Source organism: Curtobacterium sp. MCBA15_007, assembly GCF_001864905.1.
Lineage (GTDB): Bacteria > Actinomycetota > Actinomycetes > Actinomycetales > Microbacteriaceae > Curtobacterium > Curtobacterium poinsettiae.
The window spans coordinates 31412-56915 of sequence record NZ_MJGM01000023.1 but is presented as its reverse complement, the minus strand read 5'-3'; the positions used below and the strand labels follow the sequence as shown (position 1 = coordinate 56915).

Here is a 25504-nt window from a genome sequence, read left to right as displayed (position 1 = left end):
GCGCCGACGTCGCACGGACGAACGCTGTGGGAGGATTGCCGCATGCTTCGTTGGTTGACCGCTGGTGAGTCCCACGGACCCGAACTGATCGCCATGCTCGAGGGCCTGCCCGCGGGTGTCCCGGTGTCGTTCGAGTCCATCCGTGCCGACCTCGCACGCCGCAAGCTCGGCTACGGCCGCGGCTCGCGGATGAAGTTCGAGCAGGACGAGCTGCACGTGTCCGGCGGCGTCCGACACGGTTACTCGCTCGGCAGCCCCATCGCGATCCGCATCGGCAACACCGAGTGGCCGAAGTGGGTCGAGGTCATGAACCCCGAGCCGATCGAGTCCACCGAGATGTCCCGCGGCCGGAGCGCCCCGCTCACCCGACCGCGTCCGGGTCACGCCGACCTGGTCGGCATGCAGAAGTACGGCTTCGACGAGGCCCGCCCGGTCCTGGAGCGTGCGAGCGCCCGTGAGACCGCGGCACGCGTGGCGCTCGGAGCCGTCGCGAAGTCCTTCCTGGCCGAACTCGGCATCCGTTCGGTGGCGCACACGCTGCAGGTCGGGACGGTCCGGGTGCCGGACGGCACCGACCTGCCGCTGCCCGACGACGTGGACCGCCTCGACGAGGACCAGCTGCGCTGCTTCGACGCCGAGACCTCCGCGCGCATGGTCACCGAGGTCGAGGCCGCCAAGAAGGACGGCGACACCCTCGGCGGTGTCGTCGAGGTGCTGTTCTACGGTGTTCCGCCCGGCCTCGGCTCGCACGTCCACTGGGACCGCCGGCTCGACGCCCGCCTCGCCGCGGCGATCATGGGCATCCAGGCCATCAAGGGTGTCGAGGTCGGCGACGGCTTCGCGACCGCCGGTCGCCGTGGCTCCGCGGCCCACGACGAGCTGTACCGCGAGGACGGCGAGATCTACCGCACGAGCGACCGTGCCGGTGGGACCGAGGGCGGGATGTCCACGGGCACCGTGCTGCGCGTCCGAGCCGGCATGAAGCCGATCGCCACGATCCCGCACGCCCTGCACACGGTGGACGTCGTCTCCGGTGAGGACGCCGCGGCGCACCACCAGCGCTCGGACGTCTGCGCTGTGCCGGCTGCGGGGGTCGTCGCCGAGGCGATGGTGGCCCTGGTGCTCGCCGACGCGGTGCTCGAGAAGTTCGGCGGCGACAACGTCGTCGAGACCAAGCGCAACCTCGACGCCTACCTGGCCGCGATCCCGGAGACCCTGCGCACGCGCCGGACCGAGCCCTCGGCGACCTCGACCGACCTGTGAGCACCGACGTCCGACGCGCCGACGCGCCCGTGGTCGTCATCGGCCCGATGGGTGCCGGCAAGTCGAGCGTCGGCAAGCGGGTGGCGAAGGCCCTCGGTGTGCCGTTCACGGACACCGACCGGGCCATCGTCCGCGAGCACGGACCGATCCCCGGCATCTTCGCCGACCGCGGTGAGCCGGCGTTCCGTGCGCTCGAGGCCGAAGCCGTCCGGGCAGCGCTGTCCACGGGCGGCGTCGTCGCCGTCGGCGGGGGAGCCGTCACCCACGCGGACACCCGGCGGGCCCTGACCGGAGCTCGCATCGTCCTGCTCACCGTCTCGCCCGAGGCCGTCGCCGAGCGCATCGCCGGGTCCGACCGGCCGTTGCTGGCGAACGGTGGGATCGACGCCTGGCAGACGATCATGGACGAGCGAGCGGCCACCTACGCCGAACTCGCGCACGTCGTGGTCGACACGTCCCGACGGCCGATGTCCCGTGTGGTCGACGACGTCGTCACGTGGGTGCGCAGCGACGCTGGCACTCACGCCGCGCCCAGCAGCACGACCAGCAGCACCACCAGCACCGAAGGAGCACCGTGACCGAGCCGACCCTGCCCGCCGGGACCACCGAGATCCGGGTGGGCGGTGACGACGGCTACACGGTGGCCGTCGGCACGGACCTGCTCGGCACCCTGCCCGGGATACTGGGCCCGCGTGTCGCGAAGGTCCTGATCGTGCACTCGCCGACGCTCGGCGCCCGGGCGAACGAGCTCCGAGCACTCCTGGTCGAAGCAGGCCTCGAGGCCCTGATCGCCGAGGTCCCCGACGCCGAAGGCGCCAAGCGTGTCGAGGTCGCGGCGTTCTGCTGGCAGATCATGGGGCAGGCCGACTTCACCCGCACCGACGCGGTCATCGGCCTGGGCGGCGGTGCCGTCACCGACCTCGCCGGCTTCGTCGCGGCGACCTGGCTGCGCGGTGTCGCGTACGTGTCCGTCCCGACGAGCGTGCTCGGCATGGTGGACGCCAGCGTCGGCGGCAAGACGGGCATCAACACGAACGAGGGCAAGAACCTGGTCGGCGCCTTCTCCGCCCCCCGCGCCGTCGTCGTGGACCTCGACCTCGCCCGCACCCTGCCGCGCAACGAGATCCTGACCGGGTTCGCCGAGATCGTGAAGGCCGGGTTCATCGCCGTGCCCGAGATCCTGGACATCGTCGAGGCCGACGTCGCCCGGGTGACCGACCCGACGACGCCGGAGTTCCGCCGGGTCGTCGAGCTCGCCATCGCGCTCAAGGCCGAGGTCGTGTCGGACGACTTCACCGAGCAGGGCCGACGCGAGATCCTGAACTACGGGCACACCCTGGGGCACGCGATCGAGCACGCCGAGCGGTACCAGTGGCGCCACGGTGCGGCGGTGTCGGTCGGCATGGTGTTCGCCGCCGAACTCGCCCGGCTGACCGGACACCTCGACGACGCCACGGTCGACCGCCACCGGACGATCCTGGAGTCGCTCGAGCTGCCGACCTCGTACGGCGTCGGACGGTGGCAGGGGCTGCTCGCCACCATGCGTCGCGACAAGAAGGCCCGTGCCGGCATGCTGCGGTTCATCATCCTCGACGGCGTCGGCAAGCCCGTCGTGCTCGAGGGCCCCGAGGACCACCTGCTCTTCACCGCCTACCAGGAGGTCGGCGTCTAGCCTGCTCGGTCAGCGCAGGACCCGACGAATCCACTGCAGAGACCGAGCCCCGCGCCGGGCCCGCGCGGACCTGTGGAAGCCGCGCCGGGCCTCCAGGCTGTGGAGGAGGATGGGGCGACGCGACGGACGGCACCACCCGCACGCGGCGGACCCAGCAGCGGGGAGCAGACTGACGGGCGTGCCCACCCCACCCCGACTGAGCGACCTCTCCGGCCCGCGCGACGCCGACACCGGCACGCTGCGCTCCCGGGGCCGGCGTTTCACCGAACTCCTCTCGATCGCCCGCCGACACCACCTGGTCCCCTTCCGCCGCCTCGACTTCTCGCACGACCCGGCGACCTCGGACCTGCGTCGCGACCAGGCCGAGCACCTGCGCCGGGCGCTCGAGGAAGCCGGTGGTGGATTCGTGAAGATGGGCCAGCTGCTCTCCACGCGCGACGACCTGCTGCCCGAGGAGTGGACCGAGGGACTCGCGCACCTGCAGCGGAACGTCACGGCGGCGCCGGCGGACGAGGTCCGTGCGCTGCTCGAGCAGGAGCTCGGTGCGCCGGTCGACCAGGTCTTCGCCACGTTCGACCCGGTGCCGGTGGCGGCGGCGTCGATCGCGCAGGTGCACCGCGCCCGGCTGCCCGACGGCACCGCGGTCGCCGTGAAGGTGCAGCGGCCGGGCATCGACGCCGCCGTGCGCCGCGACGTCGACATCGCCCTGCGGGTCGTCCGGTTCATGGCCAGGTGGTCGACCGAGGCGCGACAGGTCGGCGTGCAGGACATCGCCGGCCAGTACGCGGACGACCTGATCCGTCAGGTGGACTTCGTGTCCGAGCTGCGGAACCTCACTGCGCTGCGTGCGGCCCAGGCCCGCAGCGCGCGTCCGGACGAGGTCCGGTTCCCGGACCCCTACCCGGACCTGTCCGGCCGGCGTGTGCTGGTGATGGAGTTCCTGGAGGGCGACACGCTCAGCGCGATCCGCGCCGAGCGCTCCGAGCGCGACCTCGACGCGCCGATGCGCGCGATCCTCCGCGCCTTCCTGCGCCAGGTCGTCTTCGACGGCCTGTACCACGCGGACCTGCACCCGGGGAACGTCCTGGTGCTGCCCGACGGGCGGCCCGCGTTGATCGACTTCGGATCGGTCGGGAGGCTCGACCCGGGTCTCCGGGACACGGTCCAGGACCTGTTGGCCGCCTACCTGCAGGACGACACGTCGCGGATCGCCGATGCGGTCCTGCGGATGGCGCCCGTGCGCGATGCGCACGACGAGCCCGACTTCCGTCGGGACATCGCCCGCTTCGTCGCGGACGAGCTCGGTCCGGGGGCACGCATCGGCGTCGACACCGTGGACGACGCGGTCGAGGTCTTCGGGCGGTACCGGTTGAAGCCGCCGCCGGACTTCGTCGCTGCGGCGCGTGCCCTGGCGATCTTCGAGGGCACACTCCGCACGCTCGCACCGTCCTTCGACCTGCTCGAGGAGTCCCGCGGACTCGCCCGGGAGCAGATCACCGACCAACTCCGGCCGGGCAAGCTCCGCGACCTGGCGGCGAAGGAGCTGCTCGGGGTCGTGTCCGCGGCCCGTCGGCTGCCCCGCCGGGTGGACCGCATCGGCGAGGCGATCGAGACCGGCCGGTTCACGGTGAACATCCGGCTCTTCGCGGACAGCCGCGACCGGCAGCTCGTGTCCGGCATGATCCGGCGCATCCTGCTCGTGCTGCTCGGGGCCGGGGCGGGGGTCCTGGCGATCGTGTACCTGTCGTTGCCGGCGCGGCCGACGGCGACCCTGTCCACCGGGGTCGCGGGTGCGTTGCTCGGGGGAGCGGCGGTGGTGCTGCTCGCCTGGGCGGCGATCGACGCCTGGCTCGCCCGACGACGGCGCTGAGCGCGACGGGCACCGCTCCGGCCGCCGGGCGGGCGTCCGCTACACTCGTGCGGGGCCGTCCGCGGCCCGAGGACACTTCACAACACGACCGAACGGGACACCGACGACTCATGGCCAGTACCACAGACATCAAGAACGGCGCCGTTCTCATCATCGACGGCCAGCTGTGGTCGGTCGTCGAGTTCCAGCACGTCAAGCCGGGCAAGGGCGGCGCGTTCGTCCGCACCAAGCTGAAGAACGTCGTCTCCGGCAAGGTCGTCGACCGCACGTTCAACGCCGGCGCGAAGATCGACACCGCCGTCGTCGACCGTCGTGACTACCAGTTCCTCTACGAGGACGGCGACTCCTACGTGTTCATGGACACCGACACGTACGACCAGATCCCGGTCTCCGCGACCGTGGTCGGCGACGCCAAGAACTACCTGCTCGAGTCCGCGATGGTCACCATCGCCATGAACGAGGGCAACCCGCTGTACGTCGAGCTCCCGACGTCGATCGTCACCGAGGTCGAGACCGAGCCCGGCCTGCAGGGTGACCGTTCGTCCGGTGGCACCAAGGACGCGACCATCATCGCGACCGGTCACCGCATCCAGGTCCCGCTGTACCTGGAAAGCGGCACCCTGGTGAAGATCGACACGCGCGACGGCAGCTTCCTCGGCCGCGTCAACTCCTAGGCGCTGACCGTATGAGTGCTCGTTCGAAGGCCCGCAAGCGCGCCCTCGACATGCTGTACGTCGCCGAGGTGCGCGAGCTGCCGATCGCGGACGTGCTCGCCACCGAGACGGTCCGGCACCTGGACCAGCCGGAGCGTGCCTCCAGCTGGGACTACGCCCGCCAGATCGTCACGGGTGTCGACGACGCCCGTCACGAGATCGACGCCGTGATCGTCGACCACGCCCAGGGCTGGTCGATCGCCCGGATGCCGGTCCTCGACCGCTGCATCCTGCGGATGGCCGTCTGGGAGCTCCGGTTCAACCCCGAGGTCCCCGACGCCGTCGCGATCGCCGAGGCGGTCGAGCTCGCGCAGTCGCTGTCCACCGAGGACTCGGCGGGCTTCGTCAACGGCGTGCTCGGGGCCGTCGCCGGCGGTCGTGCACCGTCTGGTCGGACGGTCGCAGGAGACCAGGAGTCCCGGTAGGGTTGGCCACGTCAGCATCCTTTAATGCCGTCCAGTGAGGCGGGGAAGGGGGTCGACGTGGGAACCAGAACGGTCCTGCAACAGCCCGACATCACGCGTGCCCTGACACGCATCGCGCACGAGATCCTCGAAGCCAACCACGGGGGCTCGGACCTCGTGCTCCTCGGCATCCCGACCCGCGGCGCCGTCCTGGCGGAACGCCTCGGCCGGATCCTGGCCGGCATCGAGCCGGAGTGGTCCTCGGCCGCCGGTGGCATCGGGACGGAGCGTGTCGGCACGCTCGACGTCACCATGCACCGCGACGACCTCGGCCACGGCATCGGTCGAGCCCCGCACCGGACGGTCATCCCCGCCGGCGGCATCGACGGCAAGGTCGTCGTGCTCGTCGACGACGTGCTGTACTCCGGCCGCACCGTCCGCGCCGCGCTCGACGCGCTGCAGGGCATCGGTCGGCCGCGTGCCGTCCGGCTCGCCGTGCTCGTCGACCGCGGCCACCGCGAACTGCCGATCCGCGCGGACCACGTCGGCAAGAACCTGCCCACGGCGTCCGACGAGCGGGTCACCCTGCACCTGGCCGAGACCGACGGCGACGACACCGTGTTCATCGAGCAGGGGGTGGCGTGATGCGGCACCTGCTCTCCACCGCCGACCTGTCCCGCGACCAGGCCGTCCACATCCTCGACGTCGCCGAGGAGATGGCCGAGGTCAACACGCGCGAGGTCCGGAAGCTCCCGGCCCTGCGCGGCAAGACCGTGGTGAACCTGTTCTTCGAGGACTCCACGCGCACGCGCATCTCGTTCGAGGCCGCCGCGAAGCGCCTGTCCGCCGACGTCCTGAACTTCGCCGCGAAGGGCTCGAGCGTCTCGAAGGGCGAATCCCTGAAGGACACCGTGCAGACCCTCGGCGCGATGGGCATCGACGGCATCGTCATGCGCCACGGCGCGTCCGGCGCCCCGCGGGTGCTCGCCGACGCCGACTGGATCGACGTGCCGGTGGTCAACGCCGGCGACGGCACCCACGAGCACCCGACGCAGGCGCTGCTCGACGCCTTCACGATGCGCCGCCGCCTGCACGGCACCGGTTCGCGCGGCCAGGGCCTCGACGGCGTGCGGGTCCTGATCATCGGCGACGTGCTGCACAGCCGTGTCGCCCGCTCGAACGCCTGGCTGCTCCGCACCCTCGGCGCGAGCGTGACCTTCGCCGCGCCACCGACCCTGCTGCCCGCCACGACGACACCGTTCGGCGCCGCGGTGCACCACGACCTCGACACCGCCCTGGCCGAGGACCCGGACGTCGTCATGACGCTGCGCATCCAGCAGGAACGCATGAACGACGCCTTCTTCCCGAACCCGCGCGAGTACACGCGGCACTGGGGCCTGACGGCGGCGCGCTTCGGACGGCTGTCCGAGCGCACGCTGATCATGCACCCCGGTCCGATGAACCGCGGGCTCGAGATCGCCGGCGTCGCCGCCGACGACCCCCGCTCGACCGTCGTCGAGCAGGTCGAGAACGGCGTCTCGGTCCGGATGGCCGTCCTCTACCTCGCCCTGACGGGCAGCGCCGGCAACGGCACCGACGCGAAGGAGTCCGCCGCATGACCGCTCACCTGATCCGTGGCGCGCAGCTGGTCGACGGCTCGCGTGCCGACATCCGTCTGGAGGGCCGGCGCATCACCGCGATCGGGTCCGGTCTCGACGCGGTCGGCGCCACCACCGTGGACGCGGACGGGCTCATCGCCCTGCCCGGTCTCGTGGACCTCCACACGCACCTGCGCGAGCCCGGCCACGAGGAGTCCGAGACGGTCCTCACCGGCTCGCGTGCCGCGGCCGCCGGCGGCTTCACCGCCGTGAACGCGATGGCGAACTCGAGCCCCGTCGCCGACACCGCGGGCGTCGTCGAGCAGGTCCAGGCGCTCGGTGACGACGCCGGGTACGTCACGGTCCGCCCGATCGGCGCCGTGTCGCAGGGGCTGCAGGGCACGCACCTGTCCGAGATCGGTGCGATGGCGACCTCGCGGGCGAAGGTCCGGGTGTTCTCGGACGACGGCTCCTGCGTGGCCGACCCGCTGCTCATGCGCCGGGCACTCGAGTACATCAAGGGGTTCGGCGGGGTGCTCGCGCAGCACGCCCAGGAGCCACGCCTGACCATCGGCGCGCAGATGAACGAGGGCCGGCTGTCCTCCGAGCTCGGCCTCGCCGGGTGGCCCGCCGTCGCGGAAGAGGCGATCATCGCCCGCGACGTCCTGCTCGCCGACCACGTCGGGGCGCGGCTGCACGTCTGCCACGTCTCGACGGCCGGCAGCGTCGAGGTGATCCGCTGGGCGAAGTCCCGTGGCATCGACGTCACGGCCGAGGTCACGCCGCACCACCTGGTGCTCACCGAGGACCTCATCGCCGGGCACGACGGCGCCCCCGGGTACGACGCCCGCTACAAGGTGAACCCGCCGCTCCGCGCCCGCGAGGACGTCGAGGCGCTCCGCGCGGCCCTGGCCGACGGCACCATCGACATCGTCGCGACCGACCACGCGCCGCACACCGCCGAGGCGAAGTGCTGCGAGTGGCCGGCCGCCGCGAACGGCATGGTCGGTCTCGAGTCGGCGCTGAGCGTGGTGCAGTCCGCCGTGGTCGACGACGGCCGGCTCGACTGGGCCGACGTCGCCCGGGTGCTGTCCGAGGCGCCGGCGCGGATCGGTCAGGTCGAGGGGCACGGGCAGCGCATCGCCGAGGGCGCGCCCGCCGAGATCACGCTCTACGACCCGTCGGCCAGCCGTGAGTTCGCGGTCACCGACCTCGCCGGCCAGTCGCAGAACTCGCCGTACCTCGGCATGACCCTGCCGGGCCGGGTCGTCGCGACCTTCCACCAGGGGTACGCGACGGTGCTCGACGGCCGGGTCGTCGACGCGGACACGATCGCGGCGCACGCCGCGGCGCTCCGGACAGGGGCGCGCGCATGAGCGGCGACACGCAGCGCTGGCTCCTCGGCGCGGTGATCCTGCTCGCGGTCGCCGCCCTGTTCGTCGCGATGGCGCGCACCTGGCGGACGCGGACCAGGAAGCAGGCGGAAGCCGTGCCTCCGGTCCGGGTGCCGGCCGACCTGGCACCGGCGGTCGGGTCGTGGGACGGGTTCACCGTCGCGACGACCCGCGCCGACCAGCCGTTGGAACGCATCACCGCAGGCGGCCTCGGGTTCCGCGGCCGCGGCGGGGTGACGGTCCACGCGACCGGCGTGGTGATGCGCCTCGCCGGTACCGACGACCGCTGGATCGCGCGTGACGCGGTCCGCGGCGCCGACCGCTCCACGTGGGCGATCGACCGAGTGGTCGAACCCGGGGGACTGGTCCGTCTGCGATGGACGGCGACCGGCGCCGCAGGTGCGACGGACCTGGACACCTACTTCCGGTTCCCGGAGGGCGACGCAGCCGCGCTGCACGCCCTGCAGGGACTGACCGAGACCGGGCCGCAGGCGACTGCGGCCGATGCTCCGCGAACCGCGGGCGAAGGGAAGAAAGCATGACACGCGAACGGGCCGTCCTGGTCCTCGAAGACGGCACCCGGTACGACGGCTGGGCCTACGGCGCCCGTGGGCGCACGCTCGGCGAGGTGGTCTTCGCGACCGGCATGACCGGCTACCAGGAGACGCTGACCGACCCCTCCTACGCCGGGCAGATCGTGGTGCAGACCGCGCCGCACATCGGCAACACGGGGGTGAACGACGAGGACCCCGAGTCCCGTCGCATCTGGGTCGCCGGGTACGTGGTGCGCGACCCCAGCCGCGTGGTGTCGAACCACCGCGCGAACGCCACGCTCGACGACCACCTGGTGCGCGACGGGATCGTCGGCATCGCAGGGATCGACACCCGCGCCCTCACCCGCCGCATCCGCGACGCCGGCGCCATGAAGGGCGGCGTCTTCAGCGGCGCCGACGCGGCACTGCCGGAGTCGGAGCAGCTGGACGCCGTGCGGTCGCAGGCCACCATGGCGGGCGCGAGCTTCTCGTCGCTGGTGTCCACCCCGGAGACGTACGTGGTGTCGGCCGAAGGTGAGCAGATCGGCACCCTGGCCGTCCTCGACCTCGGTGTGAAGGCGTCGACCACCCGGTACCTCGCCGCCCGCGGCTTCGAGGTGCACGTCGTGCCGCAGGACATCTCCGCCCAGGAGCTGGAAGCCCTCGCACCGGATGCCCTCTTCTACTCGAACGGCCCCGGTGACCCCGCCGCCTCGGACGCGCAGGTCGAACTGCTGCAGGGCAGCCTGCGCACCGGCCGGCCGTTCTTCGGCATCTGCTTCGGCAACCAGCTGCTCGGCCGTGCCCTGGGCTTCGGCACCTACAAGCTGCCCTTCGGCCACCGCGGCATCAACCAGCCGGTGCTCGACACGACCACGGGCAAGGTCGAGATCACGAGCCAGAACCACGGCTTCGCGGTCGACGCGCCCCTGGGCGAGGTCATCGAGTCGCCGGCCGGGTTCGGTCGGGTCGAGGTCTCGCACTACTCGCTGAACGACGACGTGGTCGAGGGTCTCCGAGCGCTCGACGTGCCGGCGTTCAGCGTGCAGTACCACCCCGAGGCCGCCGCCGGGCCGCACGACAGCATGTACCTCTTCGACCGGTTCGCGGACATGGTGCGCGAGCGTCGCGACGGTGAGCCGCTCGACGCGGCCACCGCCGACGCCACGACCCCAGCAGCAGACATCACCAAGGAAGCGAACTGATGCCCAAGCGCGCAGACATCAACTCCGTCCTCGTCATCGGTTCCGGCCCGATCGTCATCGGTCAGGCCGCCGAGTTCGACTACTCCGGCACCCAGGCGTGCCGCGTCCTGCGGGCCGAGGGCGTCCGGGTCATCCTCGTCAACCCGAACCCGGCGACGATCATGACCGACCCCGACTTCGCCGACGCGACCTACATCGAGCCGATCACGAACGCGTCGCTCGAGGAGATCATCCGCATCGAGAAGCCGGACGCCGTCCTGCCGACCCTCGGTGGTCAGACGGCCCTGAACGCGGCCATCGCGCTCGACGAGGCGGGCATCCTCGCCAAGCACGGCGTCGAGCTCATCGGCGCCAAGGTCGAGGCGATCCAGCGCGGCGAGGACCGCCAGCTCTTCAAGGAGCTCGTGCTCGAGTCCGGTGCCGACGTCGCCCGCAGCCACATCGCGCACACCTTGGAAGAGGCGAAGGAGTTCGCGAAGGACCTCGGGTACCCGCTGGTCGTCCGCCCGTCCTTCACCATGGGCGGCCTCGGCTCGGGCTTCGCCTACAACGAGGCCGAACTCGTCCGCTTCGTCGGCGACGGGCTGCAGTCCAGCCCGACGACCGAGGTCCTGCTCGAGGAGTCCATCCTCGGCTGGAAGGAGTACGAGCTCGAGCTGATGCGCGACAACTACGACAACACGGTCGTCATCTGCTCCATCGAGAACGTCGACCCGGTCGGTGTCCACACCGGTGACTCGATCACGGTCGCCCCCGCGCTGACCCTGACCGACCGTGAGTACCAGAACATGCGGAACATCGGCATCGACATCATCCGTCGCGTCGGCGTCGACACCGGTGGCTGCAACATCCAGTTCGCCGTCGACCCGTCCAACGGCCGCGTCATCGTCATCGAGATGAACCCCCGCGTGTCCCGCTCGTCGGCCCTGGCGTCGAAGGCCACGGGGTTCCCGATCGCGAAGATCGCCGCGAAGCTCGCGATCGGCTACCGGCTCGACGAGATCGAGAACGACATCACGAAGGTCACCCCGGCGAGCTTCGAGCCGACGCTCGACTACGTGGTCGTGAAGACCCCGCGGTTCGCGTTCGAGAAGTTCCCGGCCGCCGACGCCACCCTGACCACCACTATGAAGAGCGTCGGCGAGGCGATGGCCATCGGCCGGAACTACGCCACGGCGCTGCAGAAGTCGCTGCGCTCGCTCGAGAAGCGCGGGTCGAGCTTCCACTGGGACACCCCGGCGTCCGAGCTCGACAAGGACGCCCTGCTGGCGAAGTCGTCGATCCCGACCGACGGCCGCATCGTCACGGTCCAGCAGGCCCTGGTCGCGGGTGCCACCGCGGAAGAGGTCTTCGAGGCCACCAAGATCGACCCCTGGTTCATCGACCAGATCGTGCTCATCAACGAGGTCGCGGACGAGGTCCGTGCCGCGGAGACCCTCGACGCGGACACGATGCGCTGGGCGAAGGAGCACGGCTTCAGCGACACCCAGATCGCGAGCCTGCGCAGCACGGACGCGGCACCGGTCTCCGAGCAGCAGGTCCGTGACGAGCGGCACGCCCAGGGCATCCGACCGGTCTTCAAGACGGTCGACACCTGTGCCGGCGAGTTCCCCGCCCTGACGCCGTACCACTACTCGTCGTACGACACCGAGACCGAGATCACGCCGAGCGACCGCAAGAAGGTCGTCATCCTCGGTTCCGGTCCGAACCGCATCGGGCAGGGCGTCGAGTTCGACTACTCCTGCGTGCACGCGTCCTTCGCGCTGAGCGCCGCCGGGTTCGAGACGATCATGATCAACTGCAACCCCGAGACCGTGTCAACCGACTACGACACCTCGGACCGCCTGTACTTCGAGCCGCTCACGGCCGAGGACGTCCTCGAGGTCATCGAGGCCGAGGCGGCGTCCGGCGAACTCGTCGGTGTCGTCGTGCAGCTCGGTGGTCAGACCGCACTGGGCCTGGCGAAGCCGCTCGAGGCCGCCGGGATCCCGATCCTCGGCACCAGCCCCACCGCGATCGACTCGGCCGAGGAGCGCGGGCAGTTCTCCGCCATCCTCGACGCGGCCGGGCTGCTCGCACCGCGGAACGGCACGGCCCACGACCTGACGAGCGCCACCACGGTCGCCGAGGAGATCGGGTACCCGGTCCTCGTCCGCCCGTCGTTCGTGCTCGGCGGCCGCGGCATGGAGATCCTCTACGACTCCCCGTCGCTCGCGGACTACTTCGACCGGATGGCCGACCAGGCGATCATCGGCCCGGAGCTCCCGCTGCTGGTCGACCGGTTCCTGGACGACGCCGTGGAGATCGACGTCGACGCGCTCTTCGACGGCGAGCGGCTCTACATCGGCGGCATCATGGAGCACCTCGAAGAGGCCGGCATCCACTCCGGCGACTCGGCCTGCACCCTGCCCCCGGTCGGCCTCGGCCGCGCGGAGATCCAGGGCGTCGTCGACGCGACCGAGAAGATCGCCCGCGGCATCGGCGTGCAGGGCCTGCTCAACGTCCAGTTCGCCATCGGCGCCGGCGTGCTCTACGTCCTCGAAGCGAACCCGCGCGCCAGCCGCACGGTGCCCTTCGTCTCGAAGGCACTCGGCATCCCGCTGGCCAAGGCCGCGTCCCGCATCATGACCGGCACCACGGTCGCCGAGCTCGTCGCCGAGGGCATGCTGCCCGAGCGCGACGGTGCCTTCGTGCCCGCGCAGTCGCCGGTCGCCGTCAAGGAAGCCGTGCTGCCGTTCCGACGCTTCCGCACCCGCGAGGGCCAGGTCGTCGACTCGGTGCTCAGCCCCGAGATGCGCTCCACCGGCGAGGTCATGGGCATCGACCGCGACTTCCCGCGGGCCTTCCTCAAGTCGCAGGACGCCGCGTACGGCGGCCTGCCGACCAGCGGCACGGTCTTCGTGAGCGTCGCCGACACCGACAAGCGCGCGATCGTGCTGCCGGTGCACCGACTGCAGCAGCTCGGCTTCACGATCATCGCGACCGAGGGCACGGCGGAGATCCTCCGGCGCAACGGCATCGAGGTCGGCATCGTCGGCAAGTACAGCCAGGGTGGCGAGAGCGTCGTCGACCTGCTGGCCACCGGCGAGGTCGACATCGTCATCAACACGCCGTCCGGTGCTGCCGGTCGTGCGGACGGGTACGAGATCCGTGCGGCCACGGTCGCGGCGGACAAGCCGCTGTTCACGACGATCGCGCAGATCGGGGCGGCCGTCGCGGCGATCGAGACGATCGGTTCGCCGCTCAACGTCCGCAGCCTGCAGGACTACGCGCTCGAGCGCGCCACCTGGTGACGGCTGCCAGCGTGGGCACGAACCGGTCAGGAGGCCCGGCCTCCTTCGGCGACCGACTCGCGTCCGCCGTGCGCGAGCGTTCACCGCTCTGCGTCGGCATCGACCCCCACGCCGCCACCCTGGCGGCGTGGGGGCTCGGCCGCGACGAGCAGGGCCTTGCCGCATTCGGCGCGGCCCTGGTCGACGCGGCTGCCGGCCGCGCGGCGATCGTGAAGCCGCAGGTCGCCTTCTTCGAGGCGGCGGGGGTGGCGGGCTACCGCGCGCTCGACGCGACGATCCGTCGGGCACGCGATGCGGGCCTCCTGGTCGTCGCCGACGTGAAGCGGGGCGACATCGGGACGACCGGTGACGACTACGCGCTGGCGTGGCTGGACCGCGACGGGCCGTTCGCGGCCGACGCGATGACGGTGTCGCCGTACCTCGGGTACGGCTCGCTCCGGGGCACGATCGACGTCGCGCGCCGGAACGGTGCGGGGGTCTTCGTGCTCGCGGCGACGAGCAACCCCGAGGCCCGGGTGCTGCAGACCGCGGTGCTGGCCGAGGGACCGCGTACCGGCCGGACGGTCGCGGCCGGTATCGTCTTGGACGTGGCAGACGACAACCGGTCCGTGGGCGATCAGGCCCTGGGCGACGTCGGGCTCGTGCTCGGCGCGACCCTTCACCTCGACGACTTCGGCATCGACGCGGACGCGATCGGCTCCGCGCCGGTCCTCGCCCCGGGCTTCGGCGCCCAGGGGGCCCGCATCGAGGACCTCCGGGCGCTGTACGGCGCCCGTGCCGAGCAGGTGCTCGTGAGCGAGTCGCGCGGCCTGCTGACCGACGGTCCGGACGGGGTCGCGGCCCTCGTCGCCGACCGCGCCGACCGCATCCGCACGGCACTGGCGGCGGCAGCGTGACCGACGCGCCCGAGGGCCTGCCCGCGCACCGCACCCCGCCAGAGGTGGACCGCGTCGCCGCGGCGAAGGCCGCCGTCGCCGCGCGACGCGCCCGGGCTGCGGTGAAGGCGGCGATCGCGTCGGGGGAGCGCTCCGCACTCGACGTCGCCCGTGCCGCGTGGGACGACTCGCTGGTCGAGACGACCTCGGCCGAGCGTTCGCTGCGGGTCCGCGACCTGCTCGTCAGCCTGCCGGGCATCGGCCCCGCACGAGCCGAGGCGATCATGGGGACCCTGCGGATCGCACCGTCGAAGCGCCTCGGTGGCCTCGGCACCCGGCAGCGGACCGCGCTGGCGGACTGGCTCGCCGCGCGCGGTCGCAAGCGTGGTGCCTCGAAGCTCGTCGTGCTCGCCGGACCCACCGCGGTCGGCAAGGGCACGGTGAGCGCGCACATCCGACAGCAGTACCCGGACGTCAACCTCAGCGTCTCCGCCACCACCCGGAAGCCGCGCCCCGGCGAGGTCGACGGTGTGCACTACTACTTCGTGGACGACGCCGAGTTCGACCGGATGATCCGCGATCGCGACCTGCTCGAGTGGGCGACCGTCCACAACTCGTACCGCTACGGCACCCCGCGGCCGCCGATCGACCGTGCGCTCGACGCCGGCGAGAAGGTCATGCTCGAGATCGACCTGCAGGGCGCCCGACAGGTCCGTGACGCCATGCCCGAGGCCGTGCTGGTGTTCCTGCTGCCCCCGACGTGGGAGGAACTGGTGCGCCGGCTCATCGGCCGTGGCACCGAATCCGCGGATGAACAGGCGCGTCGTCTCGAGACCGCGAAGGTCGAGCTGGCCGCCCAGGACGAGTTCGACGTGCGGATCGTGAACTCCGATGTCGGCACCGCGGCACGTGAGGTCGTAGACTTGTTCTCTGCGCCCTGACGGGTGCACTGACTTCGAGGAGACACCATGGCCAACCCCCAGGGCATCATCGACCCGCCCATCGACGACCTGCTCAGCAAGGTCGAGTCGAAGTACGCGCTCGTCATCTTCGCGTCGAAGCGCGCCCGCCAGATCAACGACTACTACGCCGACCTGCACGAGGGCTCGCTGTTCGACAACGTCGGCCCGCTCGTCGACTCGACGATCGACGACAAGCCGCTGTCCGTTGCGCTCCACGAGATCAACGAGGACAAGCTCACCGTCACCAAGCAGCAGCAGCCCACCGACTGATCCCGGTGACTGCAGCTGCTCTCCGCCTCTTCACGTCCGAGTCGGTGACCGAGGGGCACCCCGACAAGATCTGCGACCAGATCTCGGACAGCATCCTCGACGCGCTGCTCACGGTCGACCCGAACGCGCGCGTCGCCGTCGAGACGATGGTGACCACCGGGCTCGTGCACGTCGCCGGCGAGGTCACGACCTCCGGCTACGTCGAGATCCCGAAGCTCGTCCGTGACGTCATCACCGGCATCGGCTACAACTCGTCGGACGTCTCGTTCGACGGTGCCACGTGCGGTGTCGAGGTCTCGATCGGTGCGCAGTCGCCCGACATCGCGCAGGGTGTGGACGAGTCGCTCGACTCCCGCACCGGTGCGGTCGATCCGCTCGACCGTCAGGGCGCCGGCGACCAGGGCATCATGTTCGGCTTCGCGACGAACGAGACCCCCGAGTACATGCCGGTCGCGATCTGGCTGGCGCACCGCCTCGCCGAGCGCCTGGCCGCGGTCCGCAAGTCGGGCGAGCTGTCGTTCCTGCGTCCCGACGGCAAGACCCAGGTCACCGTCGGGTACGACGGCGTCGTGCCGAAGACCGTCGAGACCGTCGTGCTCTCCACGCAGCACTCGCCGAGCGTCACGCTCGACGAGCTCACCGCCGCGATCACCGAGCACGTGATCCGTCCGGTCCTCGACCTCGTCGACCTCGACTCCTCGCACGTCGACGTCATCGTCAACCCGACCGGTCGCTTCGAGATCGGTGGACCCCAGGGCGACGCCGGACTCACCGGCCGCAAGGTGATCGTCGACACGTACGGCGGGGCCTCCCGTCACGGTGGCGGCGCGTTCAGCGGCAAGGACCCGTCGAAGGTCGACCGTTCGGCCGCCTACGCGCTGCGCTGGGTCGCCAAGAACGCGGTCGCCGCGGGGCTCGCCGACCGGCTCGAGGTGCAGGTCGCGTACGCGATCGGCCGCGCGAAGCCCGTCGGGCTCTACGTCGAGACCTTCGGCACCGGACACGTCGACGACGCCACGATCGAAGCCGCCATCCGCCAGGTGTTCGACCTGCGTCCGGCCGCGATCATCCGCGACCTCGACCTGCTCCGACCGATCTACGCGCAGACCGCGACCTACGGCCACTTCGGCCGCGAGCTCCCCGGGTTCACGTGGGAGCAGCTCGACCGTGTCGAGGAACTCCGCGCTGCCGCAGGACTCGTCGCCGCGACCGTCTGAAGCACCGCGTGACCACCGTCGCGCGCGTCGTCCTCGACTCGCCGCTCCCGCAGTTGGACCGTCTGTTCGACTACCGGGTGCCGGCCGAGCTCGAGGACGACTGCGTCGCGGGGGTCCGCGTCAAGGTGCCGCTGCGCACCGGGGCGCGGATGTCCGACGGGTACGTGGTCGAGATCGTCACCGAGGGTGAGTACCCGGGGGAACTCAGCCAGATCGAGGCCGTGCTGTCCCCGGTGCCCGTCCTGGCGCCGGAGATCTGGACCCTCGCGCGCGCCGTCGCGGACCGGGCGGCGGGCGTCGCCTCCGACGTCCTGCGCCTCGCCATCCCACCGCGGCAGGTGCGCGCCGAGAAGGCCTGGCTCGCCCGTGACACCGCGTGGTCGCCCCCGCCGGTGACCGCTCCGCCCGTCACCGGCTACGCCGACGGCGTCCTGGAGGCCGTGGTGACGGAGCACGGACGTGCTGCGGTCGCCGCCGTCCCCCAGCCCGTGGCGGTGGGTGACGCGGACGCATCGGTGTGGGTGCCGGGATGGGCTGCGACGCTCGCCCAGGCCGCGGCGCACACGCTGGCGGCCGAGCAGTCCGCGGTGGTCGCCGTGCCGGACTTCCGCGACGTCATCGACCTCGAGCGCGCCCTGCTCGCCGTGCTGCCGCCGGAGCGGGTGGTGCGGTTCGACGCGAAGCAGACGAACGGGCAGCGTGCGAAGGCCCTGCTGCAGGCCCGCACGCACCCGGTGGTCGCGATCGGGAACCGCACGGCGATGTACGCGCCGGCGACGGAGCTCGGGCTGATCGCGATGTGGGACGACGGCGACGCCTCGTTCATCGAGCAGCGGGCCCCCTACGTGCACACGCGCGACGTCGCCCTGGTGCGGGCGGCCCAGTCCGGTGCCGCGCTGCTGTTCGTCTCGCACGCGCGCAGCACCGACGTGCAACGCCTGGTCGAGCTGCACTGGCTGCAGGACGTCGTCCCGTACCGCGTGAAGACCCCGAAGGTCATCCCCACCGTGCAGCAGACCGGGGCCGAGGGCTTCGCCGCCCAGGCGCGCATCCCGAGTTCGGCCTGGCGTGCCGCGCGCGAGGCGAGCCAGCACGGCGCCGTCCTGGTGCAGGTCGCCAGCCCGGGCTTCGGCACCGGCCTGGTCTGCGCCGAGTGCGGCGAACGGGCGCACTGCCGGGTTTGCGGCGGCCCGCTCGGCAGCCCCCACCGGGGCGCCACGCCGCAGTGCCGGTTCTGCGGTGCGCTGGCCGTCGGGTTCCGCTGCCCGACGTGCGGCAACGGCACCGTCAAGCCGGTCGGCCAGGGCGCACAGCGCACCGCGGAGGAGCTCGGGCGGGCGTTCCCCGGCACCCGGATCATCGTCGCGGACGGATCCCGTCCGCTCGACGAGGTCCCCGCCAAGCCGTCGGTCGTCGTCGCCACCCGGGGGGCGGAACCCTCGGTGCCCGGTGGCTACGCCTGCGTGCTGCTGCTCGACGGCGAGAAGATGCTCGCCCGCGAAGGGCTGCGCGTGCAGGAGGACGTGCTGCGCTTCTGGACGAACGCGGCGGCGAAGTCGGCCCCCGGCGCCGAGGTGTACCTGGTCGGGATCGGCGGCCGGCTGGCATCGGCGATGGCCCTGTGGAGGCTCGACGGACCCGCGCACGACGAACTCACCGACCGCCGTGAACTCCACTTCCCGCCGGCCGTCCGGGTGGCGACGATGACCGGCACCGACGAGGCCGTCACCGCTGCGGTCGAGGCCCTGGGCGACGCCGTCGTCGGTCCGGTGCTCGGTCCGGTCCCCGTCGAGGACGATGCCCTGCCCGGCACGGTCCGGGCGATCGTGCGGTTCCCGTACGCCCACGGTGCCGAGGTCGCGGCGACGCTCAAGGCCGAGGTCATCCGGCGCTCGTCGACCCGGCGGGTGCTCAAGGGCGGCAACCGCCGACGGGCCGCTCCGACGCTGCGGGTGCGGCTCGACGACGCCGAACCGTTCTCCGAGGTCTGAGCCCGGCCGACCGGGTGGGCACGACTGGCTGGCCCCGACGCAGAACGACACCGCCGACGTCGTGGGACGTCGGCGGTGTCGTTCGGGGTCTGCCGCGTTGCTGCGACAGTCGGGTGTGCGCCGGTCAGGCGCTGGCGGGCCGGCGACGCTCGCGCGGCAGCACGACGCCGAGGGCGACCATGCCGATGGCGAGCACGAGGTGCAGCCAGTTGTCGGCGTTGTTCAGCGGGACGAAGTTCGCACCCGAGCTGTGCCCGGCGGTGAACAGGCCGTAGACCCACAGGACGAAGTAGACGACCCCGCCGAGCACGAGGTACATCCGCGAGCCGGTGGCCCGGTTGGCGGCGAGCAGTCCGACGACGCCGAACAGCAGGTGGACGATGTTGTGCAGCACCGACACCTGGAAGATGCCGAGCAGCATGCCCATCGACTCGTGTCCGGCGCCGGCCAGGTCACCGGTCGTGATGCCGGGGACGAACCCGGCGATCCCGACGAGCAGGAACACGATGCCGACCACGAGGGCGGCCTTCTGGACGGACGAACCGGCGTAGCGGTTGGTGGCGGTGGTGACGTCGCTCATGGTGGTTCCTTTCCTGATGTGGTTCAGACCGTACGCAGCCACCGCGCAGTCGGTTCACGGACGGTCCACGGAACGCATCCCGCCGCGCACGGCCCGTGGGAGACTCGAGGCGTGACGACGGGGGAACGGGGCGGTCCGCTCACGGGCTGGCGCTACCAGGGGACGCTGCGGCGCTACCAGCAGGACGTGCTCGACCGGGTGCCCGTGGTGCCAGGGGACCCGGTGCACGTGGTCGCGCCGCCGGGCTCCGGCAAGACCCTGCTCGGGCTCCTGCTGGCCGGCCGCGCCGGAGCCCGCGCGCTCGTCCTCGCGCCGACCGCGACGATCCGCTCCCAGTGGGCCGTCTCGGCTGCCGCGCTCGACGGTGCTCCGGCCGTCCGCGTGTCCGAGGACCCCGAGCACCCCGGTGACCTGACCGCGCTGACCTACCAGATGCTCTCGGTCCTCGAGACCGGCAACCCGCTCACCGAGCTCGCGGCCGCGGACTGGCGCCGCGAACTCGTCGAGGGCGGCCGCGACGAGCAGGCAGCGGCAGCGTGGCTCGTCGACCTCGAGGGCTCCAACCCGACGGCGTACCGGAAGGGGATCGCGCGGCGCTCACGGGCCATCCGCCGTCGACTCGCCCGCGAGGACCCGGCGCTCCTCGCGACCGCGCTGCACCCGAACGCCCGGGCCCTGGTCGACCGGCTCGTCGCGCACGGCGTCGGCACCATCGTGCTCGACGAGTGCCACCACCTGCTCGACCACTGGGCGCTCGTGGTCGCGTACCTCGCCGCACGCATCCGGCAGGCCGGCCGTGAACCCCTGCTCATCGGGCTCACCGCCACCCTGCCGTCCACCGACGACCGGGACGCGCACGACAACTACACCGCGCTGCTCGGCGACGTCGACCACGAGGTCCCGACGCCGGCCGTGGTGAAGGAGGGCAACCTCGCGCCCTACCGAGACCACGTCTGGTTCGTCGAACCCACGCAGGACGAGATCGCGTTCCTCCGCGAGCACGAGGACCGGCTCGCGAGCCTGGTGGCGACGACGTTCGACGACCCCGACGGCGCGGACTGGCTGGTGCACACCCTGCAGCCACCCGTCGACCAGTCCGACGGTGACCGCTCGGCCACGGCATCGCCCGAGACGCGGCTGGCCCGTGCGTTCGACACCGACTTCGCCGTCGCCGAGTCCGCCGCGCGCATGCTCGCGGAGGTCCGTCCGGACCACCCGGTCCTGGCCTTCGTCCACCACGCCGCCCGGAGCACACCCGACGCCGAGCAGCGACTCCGGCTGCTCGCCCGCTACGCCCTCGACCGGCTCCTGCCCGATCCCGACCGAGCGGAACAGTGGCAGCGGATCAAACGGTCCATCGTCGACTTCGGCTTCACCCTGACGGACCGCGGGGTCCGGCGTGGCCGCGACCCCGTCGACACCGTCCTCGCCTCGTCCGCGGCCAAGGACACCGCGGTGGGGGAGATCCTCCGGCTCGAACTCGAGCAGGAGGGCGCGGGCCGCCTGCGCACCGTCGTCGTCACGGACCACGCCACGCACGGCAACGCCCGTGGCTCGGGTGGGCGCGACGCCGGCGCGCTCCGCACCTTCGCGACGATCGCCGCGGACCCGACCCTCACCGGCCTGCACCCCGTCCTCGTCACCGCGAAGCACCTCCGCATCGCCGCCCGCGACGCCGACGTCCTGCTGCCCGCGCTCCGACGCCACCTCGGCACCGAACTGCCCGCCAGTCCGGTGGACGGCACACCGGGGGTGCTCGCGGTGGAGACCGCCGGCACCGGCTCGGCCGCGGTCATCGCCGCCGTCTCGGCACTGCTTACCGACGCGACCACCCGTCTCGTCGTCGGCACCCGCGGACTCCTCGGCGAGGGCTGGGACTGCCCGGCGGTGAACACCCTGATCGACCTCACGGCCGTCGCGACGTCCTCCGCCACCCAGCAGCTCCGCGGTCGCACCCTGCGCCTCGACCCCGCCTGGCCCCGCAAGGTCGCCCACAACTGGACCGTCACCGCCGTCGTGCCCGCTGACGTCCCGCTCCTCGCAGCGCCGGACGTCAGCCGCATGCACCGGAAGCACGATCAGCTCTGGGGACTCCTCCGCGAGGACGACACCCAGGTCGTCCGCGGCACCGGGACCGCACTCTCCGACGCACACGCCCTGCGGCTCGCCGCGATCGTCGCCAAGGACAAGCGGCGGAGCGTCCGAGCGCTCGACGACGACATCGCGGCGGCGCTGCCGTCCCGTGAGCAGACCCACGCGGCCTGGCGCATCGGCGAGCCGTACGCCGACCGCGAGAGCACGGCCGCCGTCCTCCACGAACCCGATGCCGCGCCGTGGACCACCGGCCCCACCGCAGCCGCCGTGATGACCGTCGTGCTCGCGCTGGTGCTCGCGGTCGTCGCACAGTCGTTCCGTGTCGTCGTCGAACTCTGGCGCGCCGGCGTCGTCCTCGGCGTCGTCGGTGCGGTCCTCGCCGTGGTCGCCGCGACCGCGGTCGCCTGGCCGGTCGCCCGCCAGCTCGGCACGGCGCTGCGACAGCGGTTCGACACCGCGCACGGCTACCGGAGCGCCGTCCGCGTCGTCGTCGACGGCCTGCACCGCGCCGGACGCATCCCCGCCTACGGTGACGGCGACATCCGCGTCACCCCGACGATGGTCGGCAGGCTGCCGGTGGCGTTCACCATGGAGGCCCTCGGCGGGACCGTGGAGGACCGCCGCACGGTGACGAGCGCACTCGCCGAGGCGTTCGGTCCGGTCCGCACGCCGCGGTTCCTGCTCGAGACCGGGCGCGGCGAGGCAGCGCGGCTGCGCCGGGCACCGCTGCTGGCGCTCGCGCTGTGGATCGCACGGACGACCACCCGCGGCAACCGGTTCCTGGCGGTCCCGACGGGGATCGGACGACGGCGGGAGGACGCCGAGGCGTTCGCCGCCGACTGGGACCGTTCGGTCGGTCCGTGTCGACTCCACGAGATCGACTCGCCAGCGTCGCTCGTGCTGCTGCTCCGCGCTCGACGTGACTCCGGGGCGACGAAGACGCCGCCGTCCCTGCGTGACCAGTGGTCCTGACGACGGGCTGGTGACGTCGGCCGGTGCTCGTGCCAGCCGCGGGCGACGCGCGTGGGACGATGGACCCATGCGTCTCGTCGTCGCCGGCAGCCCCGCTGCGGCCGTCCCCACCCTCCGCCGTCTGGCGGCGTCCGACCACGAGATAGTCGCGGTACTCACCCGGCCGGCCACCCCGCAGGGCCGCAAGCGTGTCCTCACCCCGACCCCGGTGGCCGTCGTCGCCGCGGAGCTCGGACTGCCGGTCATCGAGGCCTCGCGCGTCGACGACGCCGTCACCGCCCGGATCACGGACCTCGACGTCGACCTCGGCGTGATCGTCGCCTACGGCGCTCTGCTCCGCCGCCCGGCCCTCGACGCCCCGCGGCACGGGTGGATCAACCTGCACTTCTCCGACCTGCCGGCGTACCGCGGTGCTGCTCCCGTGCAGCGTGCGGTGATGGCCGGCGACACCCGGACCGCCGCCACGGTCTTCCAGCTGGTCGAGGCGCTGGACGCCGGCCCGGTCTACGCCGCGCGGCCCTTCGAGATCGACCCCGGGGCGACCTCGGGTGAGGTCCTCGCCGCGATGGCCGAGGTCGGTGCCGACGTCGTGGCGGACGTCGTGGACGGCATCGCCGCCGGCACCGCTGTCGCGACCGAGCAGTCCGGCGAGCCCACGCTCGCCCCGAAGCTCACGATCGACGACGGCCGTGTCGACTTCGCCGCTCCGGCAGCGGTCGTGCACGCCCGGCTGCGCGGCGTCACGCCCGAGCCCGGCGCGTACGCCCACCTGGGCGAGACCCGCGTGAAGCTGCTCCGCAGCACGCTCCAGCCAGGAGGCGCCGAGGACCCCGCCCCGTCGCTCGCGCCCGGTGCGCTCGCGCTCCACGGCGGTCGGCTGCTGGTCGGGACCGCCGACACCCCGCTCGTGCTGCTCGAGGTGCAGCCGGCGGGCAAGAAGGCGATGGACGCCGCCGCCTGGGCCCGTGGCCTCGGCGAACTGGACGGGAAGGTCCTCGCATGAGCCCCCAGACGAAGCCCCAGGCTGCCCGCCGTGGCCCCCGCCCGGCCAGTGCCCGCCGCGTGGCGTTCGACGTGCTCCGCGCCGTGCAGGTCGACGACGCCTACGCGAACCTGCTGCTGCCGACGCGCATCCGTCGTGCCGGGCTCACCGCCCGCGACGCCGGGTTCGCGACCGAGCTCACCTACGGGTCGATCCGGATGCTCGGCCGCTACGACGTCATCATCGCGCTGGCCTCCGGTCGCCGGGCCGAGAACATCGAGGCGGACGTCCTCGACGTGATGCGCCTGGGCGCCCACCAGCTGCTCGCCATGCGCACGCCGACGCACGCCGCCGTCGACGCCACGGTGGAGCTCGCCCGCGAGGTCGGTGCCCGCCGCGCCACCGGGTTCGTCAACGCCGTGATGCGGAAGATCGCCGCCCGCACCGACGACGAGTGGGACGCCCTGATCACCGAGGGCCGCGCCGGGGACGCCCTGCTCGCCACCCGGTGGTCGCACCCGGTCTGGGTCGTCTCCGCGCTCCGCGACGCCCTGGCCGCCGAGCGCTCCCGCGACGAGCTCGCAGCCCTGCTCGCTGCCGACAACGCAGCACCCCGGGTGCAGCTCGCAGCCCTGCCCGGACTCGCCACCGACGAGGACATCGCCACGGCGACCGCGCGCACCGCGCCGGACGACGACCCGGACGCCGCGTTCGCTGACGCGACCGGTGCGGACGACGTGCCCGCGGCCCTGATGCCCGCGGACGACGAACCGGAGGCCGACGGCGCGACCGGCACCGTGCCTCCCGTCCGGGCCGACGAGCCCGTCGTGCAGGCGGACGCCGCGCCGGTGTCGCCCGTCGGCATCCGCGGCATCAGCGGCGACCCGGCGCGCGTGCCGGGCGTCGCCGCCGGGCGCCTGCGCGTGCAGGACGAGGGGTCGCAGCTCGCCGCGCTGGCGCTGAGCCGCTCGTCGGACGTGCGTGCGGGGGAGCGGTGGCTCGACATGTGCGCCGGTCCCGGCGGCAAGGCCGCGCTGCTCGCCGCCGAGGCGCAGCAGGGCGGGGCGACCCTGGTCGCCAACGAGCTCGTGCCCGCCCGGGCCGGACTCGTGCGGAACGCCCTCGGCGTGTTCGGCGACCACGTGCGGGTCGTCGAGGGCGACGCCCGTCGGTACGGCCGCGACGGCACCGGGATGACCTTCGACCGCATCCTGCTCGACGCCCCGTGCACCGGGCTCGGCGCACTGCGTCGCCGGCCGGAGGCCCGCTGGCGGAAGCTCCCCGAGGACGTCGAGGAGCTCGCGGCGCTGCAGACCGAACTGCTCGACGCCGCCGTCCGCGTGCTCGCACCGGGCGGGACCCTGGCGTACGTGACGTGCTCGCCGCACCTGGCCGAGACGCGCGGGCAGGTCGACGCGCTGATGGGGCGGCACGGTGACCGGCTCGAGCAGCTCGACACCGCCACGGTCGTCCGGGGTGTCGCCGCTCGTGACCCGGAGATCGCGGACGGCGACACAGCGCAGCTCTGGCCGCACCGGATCGGCACCGACGCGATGTTCATCGCGCTGTTCCGCCGCGTCGACTGAGGCCCCGACGCGCGGCACGCCGGTAGGCTT

Annotated in this window: 21 protein-coding genes; 20 read left to right on the top strand and 1 reads right to left on the bottom strand. The window is 72.5% G+C overall.

The window, feature by feature from the left end; all coding sequences use genetic code 11:
* The first annotated feature begins 42 nt into the window (after positions 1-42).
* From aroC to BIU95_RS11170, 17 genes are all read left to right on the top strand, one after another.
* Positions 43-1263 carry a chorismate synthase gene (gene aroC, locus BIU95_RS11250; protein ID WP_031259741.1) on the top strand — a complete coding sequence of 407 codons (1221 nt, stop codon included), beginning with the start codon at positions 43-45 and terminating at the stop codon, positions 1261-1263.
* Complete coding sequence (locus tag BIU95_RS11245; protein ID WP_071251703.1) at positions 1260-1841, top strand: shikimate kinase; 582 nt, start codon at positions 1260-1262, stop codon at positions 1839-1841. Before aroC ends, BIU95_RS11245 begins: the two co-directional genes overlap by 4 nt.
* Positions 1838-2935, top strand: a complete 1098-nt coding sequence (gene aroB / locus BIU95_RS11240) for a 3-dehydroquinate synthase (protein ID WP_017887173.1) — start codon at positions 1838-1840, stop codon at positions 2933-2935. The genes BIU95_RS11245 and aroB overlap by 4 nt, the downstream gene beginning before the upstream one ends.
* Before the next feature lie 178 nt (positions 2936-3113).
* Positions 3114-4805 (top strand): AarF/ABC1/UbiB kinase family protein, encoded by a 1692-nt coding sequence (locus tag BIU95_RS11235; protein WP_017887174.1) that lies wholly within the window; start codon positions 3114-3116, stop codon positions 4803-4805.
* Between the two features lie 110 nt (positions 4806-4915).
* Positions 4916-5479 carry an elongation factor P gene (gene efp / locus BIU95_RS11230; protein ID WP_017887175.1) on the top strand — a complete coding sequence of 188 codons (564 nt, stop codon included), beginning with the start codon at positions 4916-4918 and terminating at the stop codon, positions 5477-5479.
* An 11-nt stretch (positions 5480-5490) separates the two neighbouring features.
* Positions 5491-5943, top strand: coding sequence for a transcription antitermination factor NusB (gene nusB / locus BIU95_RS11225; protein WP_017887176.1), 453 nt, complete (start codon positions 5491-5493; stop codon positions 5941-5943).
* 57 nt (positions 5944-6000) lie between these two features.
* Positions 6001-6567 (top strand): bifunctional pyr operon transcriptional regulator/uracil phosphoribosyltransferase PyrR, encoded by a 567-nt coding sequence (gene pyrR, locus BIU95_RS11220; RefSeq protein ID WP_027465743.1) that lies wholly within the window; start codon positions 6001-6003, stop codon positions 6565-6567.
* Positions 6567-7541: an aspartate carbamoyltransferase catalytic subunit gene (locus BIU95_RS11215; RefSeq protein WP_071251702.1), complete on the top strand. Its 975-nt coding sequence runs from the start codon at positions 6567-6569 to the stop codon at positions 7539-7541. The genes pyrR and BIU95_RS11215 overlap by 1 nt, the downstream gene beginning before the upstream one ends.
* The gene (locus tag BIU95_RS11210; RefSeq protein ID WP_017887179.1) at positions 7538-8896 is read left to right on the top strand and encodes a dihydroorotase; all 1359 of its coding nucleotides are present in this window, start codon (positions 7538-7540) and stop codon (positions 8894-8896) included. Before BIU95_RS11215 ends, BIU95_RS11210 begins: the two co-directional genes overlap by 4 nt.
* On the top strand, positions 8893-9456 hold the full coding sequence (locus BIU95_RS11205) for a hypothetical protein (protein WP_042540296.1): 564 nt from the start codon (positions 8893-8895) through the stop codon (positions 9454-9456). The genes BIU95_RS11210 and BIU95_RS11205 overlap by 4 nt, the downstream gene beginning before the upstream one ends.
* Entirely contained in the window at positions 9453-10652 is a 1200-nt protein-coding gene (gene carA / locus BIU95_RS11200) for a glutamine-hydrolyzing carbamoyl-phosphate synthase small subunit (RefSeq protein ID WP_071251701.1), read from the top strand. The genes BIU95_RS11205 and carA overlap by 4 nt, the downstream gene beginning before the upstream one ends.
* The gene (carB, locus tag BIU95_RS11195; RefSeq protein WP_071251700.1) at positions 10652-13945 is read left to right on the top strand and encodes a carbamoyl-phosphate synthase large subunit; all 3294 of its coding nucleotides are present in this window, start codon (positions 10652-10654) and stop codon (positions 13943-13945) included. Before carA ends, carB begins: the two co-directional genes overlap by 1 nt.
* An 11-nt stretch (positions 13946-13956) precedes the next feature.
* The gene (gene pyrF, locus BIU95_RS11190) at positions 13957-14841 is read left to right on the top strand and encodes an orotidine-5'-phosphate decarboxylase (protein ID WP_235517503.1); all 885 of its coding nucleotides are present in this window, start codon (positions 13957-13959) and stop codon (positions 14839-14841) included.
* Positions 14838-15761, top strand: a complete 924-nt coding sequence (gmk, locus tag BIU95_RS11185) for a guanylate kinase (RefSeq protein ID WP_254783347.1) — start codon at positions 14838-14840, stop codon at positions 15759-15761. The genes pyrF and gmk overlap by 4 nt, the downstream gene beginning before the upstream one ends.
* Before the next feature lie 27 nt (positions 15762-15788).
* Positions 15789-16052: a DNA-directed RNA polymerase subunit omega gene (gene rpoZ / locus BIU95_RS11180; RefSeq protein WP_017887186.1), complete on the top strand. Its 264-nt coding sequence runs from the start codon at positions 15789-15791 to the stop codon at positions 16050-16052.
* A 5-nt stretch (positions 16053-16057) separates the two neighbouring features.
* Positions 16058-17269, top strand: coding sequence for a methionine adenosyltransferase (metK, locus tag BIU95_RS11175; protein WP_017887187.1), 1212 nt, complete (start codon positions 16058-16060; stop codon positions 17267-17269).
* Positions 17270-17277: 8 nt separating this feature from the next.
* On the top strand, positions 17278-19260 hold the full coding sequence (locus BIU95_RS11170; protein WP_071251699.1) for a hypothetical protein: 1983 nt from the start codon (positions 17278-17280) through the stop codon (positions 19258-19260).
* Between the two features lie 124 nt (positions 19261-19384).
* Here the strand turns inward: BIU95_RS11170 and BIU95_RS11165 are convergent, their stop codons facing one another.
* Complete coding sequence (locus BIU95_RS11165; protein ID WP_071251698.1) at positions 19385-19840, bottom strand: DUF4383 domain-containing protein; 456 nt, start codon at positions 19838-19840, stop codon at positions 19385-19387.
* A 111-nt stretch (positions 19841-19951) separates the two neighbouring features.
* Between BIU95_RS11165 and BIU95_RS11160 the strand changes: the two genes are divergently transcribed.
* From BIU95_RS11160 to BIU95_RS11150, 3 genes are all read left to right on the top strand, one after another.
* On the top strand, positions 19952-22906 hold the full coding sequence (locus tag BIU95_RS11160; RefSeq protein WP_071251697.1) for a DEAD/DEAH box helicase family protein: 2955 nt from the start codon (positions 19952-19954) through the stop codon (positions 22904-22906).
* 67 nt (positions 22907-22973) lie between these two features.
* Entirely contained in the window at positions 22974-23909 is a 936-nt protein-coding gene (locus BIU95_RS11155) for a methionyl-tRNA formyltransferase (protein ID WP_071251696.1), read from the top strand.
* Positions 23906-25474, top strand: coding sequence for an RsmB/NOP family class I SAM-dependent RNA methyltransferase (locus tag BIU95_RS11150; RefSeq protein WP_254783345.1), 1569 nt, complete (start codon positions 23906-23908; stop codon positions 25472-25474). Before BIU95_RS11155 ends, BIU95_RS11150 begins: the two co-directional genes overlap by 4 nt.
* Positions 25475-25504: the final 30 nt, after the last annotated feature.

Bases quoted from the DNA above. Each gene is read 5' to 3' on its own strand.
- rpoZ (WP_017887186.1), top strand. From the start codon at position 15,789: ATGGCCAACCCCCAGGGCATCATCGACCCGCCCATCGACGACCTGCTC.
- carA (WP_071251701.1), top strand. From the start codon at position 9,453: ATGACACGCGAACGGGCCGTCCTGGTCCTCGAAGACGGCACCCGGTAC.
- carB (WP_071251700.1), top strand. From the start codon at position 10,652: ATGCCCAAGCGCGCAGACATCAACTCCGTCCTCGTCATCGGTTCCGGC.
- BIU95_RS11210 (WP_017887179.1), top strand. From the start codon at position 7,538: ATGACCGCTCACCTGATCCGTGGCGCGCAGCTGGTCGACGGCTCGCGT.
- BIU95_RS11205 (WP_042540296.1), top strand. From the start codon at position 8,893: ATGAGCGGCGACACGCAGCGCTGGCTCCTCGGCGCGGTGATCCTGCTC.
- BIU95_RS11215 (WP_071251702.1), top strand. From the start codon at position 6,567: ATGCGGCACCTGCTCTCCACCGCCGACCTGTCCCGCGACCAGGCCGTC.
- BIU95_RS11165 (WP_071251698.1), bottom strand. From the start codon at position 19,840: ATGAGCGACGTCACCACCGCCACCAACCGCTACGCCGGTTCGTCCGTC.
- BIU95_RS11155 (WP_071251696.1), top strand. From the start codon at position 22,974: ATGCGTCTCGTCGTCGCCGGCAGCCCCGCTGCGGCCGTCCCCACCCTC.
- aroC (WP_031259741.1), top strand. From the start codon at position 43: ATGCTTCGTTGGTTGACCGCTGGTGAGTCCCACGGACCCGAACTGATC.
- nusB (WP_017887176.1), top strand. From the start codon at position 5,491: ATGAGTGCTCGTTCGAAGGCCCGCAAGCGCGCCCTCGACATGCTGTAC.
- efp (WP_017887175.1), top strand. From the start codon at position 4,916: ATGGCCAGTACCACAGACATCAAGAACGGCGCCGTTCTCATCATCGAC.
- BIU95_RS11150 (WP_254783345.1), top strand. From the start codon at position 23,906: ATGAGCCCCCAGACGAAGCCCCAGGCTGCCCGCCGTGGCCCCCGCCCG.